This is a genomic window from Caproiciproducens sp. MSJ-32 (assembly GCF_018918055.1).
Taxonomy (GTDB): domain Bacteria; phylum Bacillota; class Clostridia; order Clostridiales; family Clostridiaceae; genus Clostridium.
This window is the reverse complement of sequence record NZ_JAHLPS010000087.1, coordinates 1-6637: the sequence shown is the minus strand read 5'-3', so window position 1 is coordinate 6637 and position 6637 is coordinate 1. Positions and strand designations below refer to the sequence as shown.

The window sequence follows — 6637 nt, the reverse complement described above, 5'->3', positions numbered from 1 at the left end:
GAACCTTTCTTAACTCAGTTTTAGTTTTTTCTATTTTATTTTCACCTTTATTATCACCAGACTATATTATTATGATACTCAAATTAAGGTAACAGATAATGCATTAGTAAAAGCTTTAACTAAAGAACTTCAATACAATTTACCTGAAGATAGATTTTTAGCTTTAATAGATGAGGTAGGAGTAACTTCTGCAAAACTAGATGAAGAAAAAGGGATTTTAACAGTTATTTTTAATGAAGCTTTTACTGAAAAAATGCTCTTAGGTTCTGTTACTGAAAGTGGACTTCTTGCTTCAATTCTTAGCACTTATGCCTACAATTATGGAGTAGATAAAGTTGCCATATACTTTGGAGATAAATTATATACTTCTCTTAGAGGTGAACTTCCTGAAGGATATTTTAAAGTTGATTATTCTGATGCAAAACCATTATACAACTAACAATAAAAATAGAAATTTAATAAATTATAAAAAAGAAGATTAAATCAATCTTCTTTTTTATTTCTTTTTATATAAAATTATCTTTTTTTAATAGTTCCATTAGAGTTTGCTTAAAATTAAATTCTTTTATTATTGCATTTACTTCTTCTATTGCTTTTTTCTTTTTTTCTTCACTAATATTAGCTTTTGAAGCCCTAATTAATATATTTTTAGGTGAATGAGCAATATCAATAAACTCTAATAACTGTGTTTTATATCCACAGGCTTCTAATAAATTTCCCCTAATAGCATCAGTCATTAAAGCTGCAGTTCTTTCTTGAATTATTCCATATCTATTTAGTATTGAAAGATTTTTAGCCTTCATTTGACTGTTTAATTCATGCTGACAGCAAGGAACAGAGAAAATCATTCTTGTATTCCATTTTACTGCATTATATAAGGCATAATCTGTTGCAGTATCGCAGGCATGTAATGTAATTACCATATCCACCTTATTATTGTATTTATATCCATTTATATCTCCTAATTCAAAATGAAGATTATCATAATTATATCTTTTTGCTATTTCATTACATTTATTAATAACATCTTCTTTTAAATCGAGTCCTATCATTTTTACATTTATATTTTTTATTTTTACAAAGTAATAATATAAAACAAAGGTTAAATACGATTTACCACAACCAAAATCTAAAATAGTTAACTCTTTATAATTGTTCTTCTTAATTTCGTCATCAATAATTTCAAGAAATCTATTTATCTGTTTATACTTATCATACTTTGAATTAACAACCTTACCTTCTTTGGTAAATATTCCAAGGTCAATTAATGGCTCTATAATCATACCTTCTTTTAAAATATAATTTTTTTCTTTATTATGGCTAGTATTTTTCAGATTTTTATTATTGCTTTTCTTTTTTCCTAAAAAGATTTTACCCTTCTTTGAAATTTTAAAATCAAAAGTGTAATTCTCTGACCAAGCTGTAAGCTGCTTATAATTTACTATATAATCATTAATTTTGTCTTCAAGACTATCTAACTCTATATTTTCATGAAAAACTTGTTTTTCTGTAAATTTTTCTACTTGATAATATTTTTTACCTTTATTATTTATCTTTAATAAAATATTAATCTTATTATATTTCTCCTCTTTATTCTTTTTATTGCTTATAACTATTTTTATCAATTCTTCTTGAACTATTTGATTTATAAACTTCTTTAATTCATCCATTATTACACATCCTTTTTACATTATTCTAACTATAATTCTTTATATCTACTTTTCAATAATTCAATTTCTTTTTTATAGCCTTCTAATTCATTTGGAGTTTCTAAGAAAAATGGTAAACTCCTAAGTTTTGAGTGATTTATTATTCTTGTAATAGCTTCTATTCCTATAAAGCCTTCACCTATTTTTTCATGTCTATCCTTATGACTTTTAAAAGGATTTTTACTATCATTCAAATGAATTGCTTTTAATCTATCTAAACCTATAATTTTATCAAATTCCTTTAAGACTTCATCCAGATTATTTACTATATCATAACCAGCATCATATACATGACAAGTATCTAAACATACACCCATTTTATCTTTTAATTCTACTCTAGATATTATTTCTGCAATTTCTTCAAAGTTTCTTCCAATTTCAGATCCCTTACCAGCCATAGTTTCTAATAAGACAGTAGTTTTTTGTTCTTCCCACAATACTGAATTTAATAAAGTAACGATATAATTTATTCCTATTTCTACCCCTTGCTTAACATGACTTCCAGGATGAAAATTATATAAATTGTTTGGAAGAAGTTCCATTTTATTTAAATCATCTATCATCATTTCTTTAGCAAGTTCCCTTGTCCTTTCATCTGCTGAACAAGGATTTAAAGTATATGGTGCATGAGCAAGAAGCTTTGTAAAATTATTTACTTTCATTATATTTAGTAAAGCTTTCATATCTTTTAAATCTATTGCCCTAGCTTTTCCCCCTCTAGGATTTCTAGTAAAAAATTGAAAAGTATTTGCGCCAATTGAAAGAGCGTCCTTTCCCATATTTTCATAGCCTTTACTTATTGATAAATGGCATCCTATGTTTAACATTATTCCCTCCAAAATGCTTATATAACTATAAACATCAAAATTATTTTCTTATATTAGATGATACTATATTTATGCCTTTTTTATCAATTTAGAAAGATAGCTTTGCATAAAAAAAGAGCAGTTTAATGCTCTTTTTTATTCATTATAAACTTTTTCTATATATTCCTTCATCAAATTTGCAGAAGCTATAAACTTTTCCTTTTCTTCTTTAGAAAGTTCTATATCTAATACTTTCTCTACTCCGTTCTTACCTACTATTGTAGGAACACTTAAATATACATCACTTACTCCTTTATAATTTTCAAGTAAGGTTGATACAGTTAAAATTGTTTTTTCATCTTTAGTAAGAGCTTCAACAATCCTTGATAAGACTGCTGCAACAGAGAAGGCTGTAGCGCCCTTTCTTTTTATTACTTCATAAGCAGCATTCTTAACATCTTCTGCTATTACCTTTTCAGTTTCAGAATCCCATTCTATATTAAATTGATTAGAAAAGTCCTGAACTTTTATATTTCCAATTGTTAAAGATGACCAAGTAACAAATTCGCTATCACCATGCTCACCTAATACAAAGCCCTGAACACTTCTTCCGTCTATTCCAAAGTATTTTCCTAATAAACTTCTTAATCTTGTTGTATCTAAAACTGTCCCAGAGCCAATTACTCTATTCTTAGGGAAACCAGATAGTTTATAGGTTATATAGGAAAGAACATCTACAGGATTTGTTACAACTAGCAGTATGGCATTGGGACTTAATCTTGCTAAATCAGGTACAAAGCTTTTAAATATCTTATAATTTTTATCTATTAAATCTAATCTTGTTTCCCCTGGTTTTTGACCAACACCTGCTGTTATTATTATAATATCAGAATCTTTAGTATCCTCTATTGTACCTAAAGTAACATAGCATGGACTACTTAAAGAACTTCCATGAGTTAAATCCAAAACTTCTCCTAAGGCCTTTTCTTGATTTATATCTGTAATAACTAATTCTCTAACTAAACCTTTTTGCTGTATGGCAAAAGCTGTTGTAGCACCTATAAACCCTGCTCCAATTATTGAAATTTTTCTCATATTCTCACTTCTTTCTTAATTTAGTTTCTATCTTATTTTTTACCAAATTAAATAAAATAAACTAGCAACTTTTAGTAAATAAGTTATCTCTTTATCTCCTTATAACTTCAATTTTATATCCCCTCCTACTATTAACTAATAATAATTATTAAAATCATCTTACTTTAATTATATTCTTATAATCAGATTTTTCAACCATAATATGTAATTTTAATAAACTTTTTCACAATGCAGATATTTTTCTACCTCATCCCATTTTACTATAAATCCAGATCCCTTAGCACAAAATACTGAACTAGATGTATATTCAATATCTGCATTTTTATTATATTTTTTCTTTGTGATAACTTCTTCACTATTACGACATATATCATATCCATCATAGCTTAAACTGATATTCCCCTTGCCTTTTGTAAAGGTAAGGATTTCTTCACTATAATTCATAAAAGTTGCAACAGGCCCCCTTCCAGCAATTATTGCCCTATTGATATTCATTTCTGGAGAATTAAATTTTCCCTTTAATCTCTGAATATCTGATAATACTCTTCCTACATATTCTGGCTCAATAATGATTTTAAATTTATAGTAAGGTTCTAAAAGTATATTTTCTGCTTTTTCTAACCCTTGTCTTATGGCCCTATATGTTGCTTCTCTAAAATCTCCCCCTTCTGTATGTTTGTTGTGTGCTCTACCAGTTAACAAGGTTATCTTAATATCCGTAATTGGTGAGCCAGTTAAAATCCCATTATGATTTCTTTCAAAAATATGGGTCCTTATTAAATTTTGATGTCCTACATTTAAATTATCAGTATGACATTAACTAACTTTATACTGCTTATTTTTTCTGTAATGTTTTTATCATGATAATAACTAATTTCATCCCTAACATTTAAGGCTCCCTCTAAAGCCTTAATATAAGTCATTCTTGTACCATTGTTATCATATTTTATTTTATAAACCCTGCCAGAAAAAGCTTTTTCCTTATAATTTTCATACTCTGAATAAGTAATTTTATCAAAGACTTCTAAAAACTCCTCTATTCCATCATCCAACAAGGCAGAACCCCCTAGACATGGGAAAACCCTTCTTTCTTTTATAAGATTTTTCAATTCTTCTATCCAAAGATTTTCTTCATATTTTCCTTCAAGATATCTTTCTAATAATTCATCATTCCTGTCTGATATAAATTCAATCAATTCTTCATCTATATTATTTAAGGAACTAATATATATAATATCTTTTGTTAAATTATTCTCTATCTCTTCTATTACTTCTTTTAAATTAGCTCCTGTCCTATCTAATTTATTTATAAAAAAAATTGTTGGAACTTTATATTTCTTTAATAAATTCCATAGGGTTTCTGTATGACCTTGAATTCCTTCAACTCCACTTATAAGTAAAACAGCATAGTCTAAAACACTTAATGCTCTTTCCATTTCTGTTGAAAAATCCACATGACCTGGGGTATCTAAAAGATAATATATAGAATCTCCTATTTCAAAAATTCCTTGATCAGAAAAGATTGTTATCCCTCTTTCTTTTTCTATATCGCTATTATCCAAAAAAGAAGTCTTATGATCTACCCTTCCTAACTTTCTAATCGATTTTGTATGATATAATATTTGTTCTGAAAATGTAGTCTTTCCAGCATCAACATGGGCAAGTATTCCTATTGTTTTCTTCATATAATCACCTATTCAAACTATAAATTATTTTTTAAATATCTCTTTTTGTACTTTATCCTGCTTAAATTACTTACTTTATTAATAACACTATAATTCTTTGTTCCCCCTATTACACCAACAATAGGAAGGCCTTGAATAAATTTAGCAATAAGGAGAGTATCAGATAATAGCTCTGAGACTGTCTTAACTGTGTCATCAAGATTTTCTTCTAATTCCATATTTAAGTCTATTTTTTCAGCAATATTATCAAGTTTATTATTATATTCCATCTGTGCTTCTTCATTTGCAAGAGCCGTGCATATTAAATATAATATAAAAATTTGTTCTTCCTCTTTTTCATAATCAAATCCATAACTTAAAGCAATTTCATAAATCGTTTTAAGTATCATTGCTAAAAAAATTGGTATATCTGGTATTCCTATGCCTAATAATCCTAAAGCTGCTCCTTCTGCCGTTGATATTGACGTATTAATAAACTTCCTTTTTCTGCTTAGACTATCTAAAATTCTAATACTTTTTCTATTTAATTTTTTACTTACTGAATAATTATTTATATCATGTTCGATTTTTATTTTATCTTTATCAAATAGTTTTTGTATATATTTATTTCCCCTTTTCAAAACAATTTTAAATCCATTGTAAAAGGCATTTTCTAATGTGTTTTTTAACTTATTAGGAATTAATTCTTCCATTTTATCAGTAATAGGATTTATTTTAGATTTAAAAAATCCTTCTTTCTTGCCTATCATTTTCTTTTCTTTTTTTCTTAATTTTTCAAGTTCTCTAAATTTGATTTTTTTATTTTTATCCACTTTTAATTAATCACTCCATTTTTTAAAATTTATATTTCTTCTATAATTAATTCTAAAAATTTATTAGCAGCCAATGATAATGGTACATTCTTTAAAGAACATAATCCAATACTTCTAGGAGGAATATTTTCTATGGTCTCAATTTCAAACACACTTCCATTATCTAAATATTCTTTTGCAAACTCCTTTGTTACAGAAGCTATTCCTAAATTTATTTTAGCAAATTCTAAAAGCAATTCATGAGATCCTAATTCAAATTCTGGAGATATACTTACTCCCTGACTTATAAGATAATTTTCAACATATTTTCTTGAGTTAGATTTTCTTTCAAGCAATATTAATGGATGTTTTGCTATTTCTTCAAAATCTAATTTTTCTTTTATTTTTTCTTTATATTTTTTTCCACAAACAAAAATATCATGAATTTTAAATAAAGGCTTTTTATCTATACTTTCATCTTCTAATGGTACAACTTTAGAATTATGTTCTATATTAAAAGCGGGAGAAATAGATATTGCAATATGTAATTT

The 6637-nt window shown here is 26.6% G+C and carries 6 protein-coding genes and 1 pseudogene; 1 reads left to right on the top strand and 6 read right to left on the bottom strand.

The genetic code is table 11. The features are described 5' to 3' along the window. The first annotated feature begins 37 nt into the window (after window positions 1-37). Window positions 38-439: a GerMN domain-containing protein gene (locus KQI16_RS09760; protein ID WP_216433983.1), complete on the top strand. Its 402-nt coding sequence runs from the start codon at window positions 38-40 to the stop codon at window positions 437-439. A gap of 67 nt (window positions 440-506) precedes the next feature. Here KQI16_RS09760 and KQI16_RS09755 read toward each other — a convergent pair whose 3' ends face one another. From KQI16_RS09755 to KQI16_RS09730, 6 genes and pseudogenes are all read right to left on the bottom strand, one after another. Beyond that, on the bottom strand, window positions 507-1670 hold the full coding sequence (locus KQI16_RS09755) for a class I SAM-dependent methyltransferase (protein WP_216433979.1): 1164 nt from the start codon (window positions 1668-1670) through the stop codon (window positions 507-509). Between the two features lie 29 nt (window positions 1671-1699). Next, a complete protein-coding gene (locus tag KQI16_RS09750; protein ID WP_216433976.1) occupies window positions 1700-2536 on the bottom strand; it encodes a deoxyribonuclease IV in 837 nt (278 codons plus the stop codon). 135 nt (window positions 2537-2671) lie between these two features. Beyond that, window positions 2672-3610 carry an L-lactate dehydrogenase gene (locus tag KQI16_RS09745; RefSeq protein ID WP_216433974.1) on the bottom strand — a complete coding sequence of 313 codons (939 nt, stop codon included), beginning with the start codon at window positions 3608-3610 and terminating at the stop codon, window positions 2672-2674. Between the two features lie 372 nt (window positions 3611-3982). Then, window positions 3983-5295: pseudogene (locus tag KQI16_RS09740) on the bottom strand (GTP-binding protein); the annotation flags it as partial. Between the two features lie 17 nt (window positions 5296-5312). Beyond that, window positions 5313-6107, bottom strand: a complete 795-nt coding sequence (locus tag KQI16_RS09735; protein ID WP_330654201.1) for an EcsC family protein — start codon at window positions 6105-6107, stop codon at window positions 5313-5315. 29 nt (window positions 6108-6136) lie between these two features. Further along, a partial coding sequence (locus KQI16_RS09730; RefSeq protein WP_216433972.1) for a LysR family transcriptional regulator substrate-binding protein occupies window positions 6137-6637 on the bottom strand: 501 nt, incomplete at its 5' end.

Excerpts from the sequence above, each read along its gene's own strand:
- KQI16_RS09755 (WP_216433979.1), bottom strand. The coding sequence starts at position 1,670 with ATGGATGAATTAAAGAAGTTTATAAATCAAATAGTTCAAGAAGAATTG.
- KQI16_RS09750 (WP_216433976.1), bottom strand. The coding sequence starts at position 2,536 with ATGTTAAACATAGGATGCCATTTATCAATAAGTAAAGGCTATGAAAAT.
- KQI16_RS09745 (WP_216433974.1), bottom strand. The coding sequence starts at position 3,610 with ATGAGAAAAATTTCAATAATTGGAGCAGGGTTTATAGGTGCTACAACA.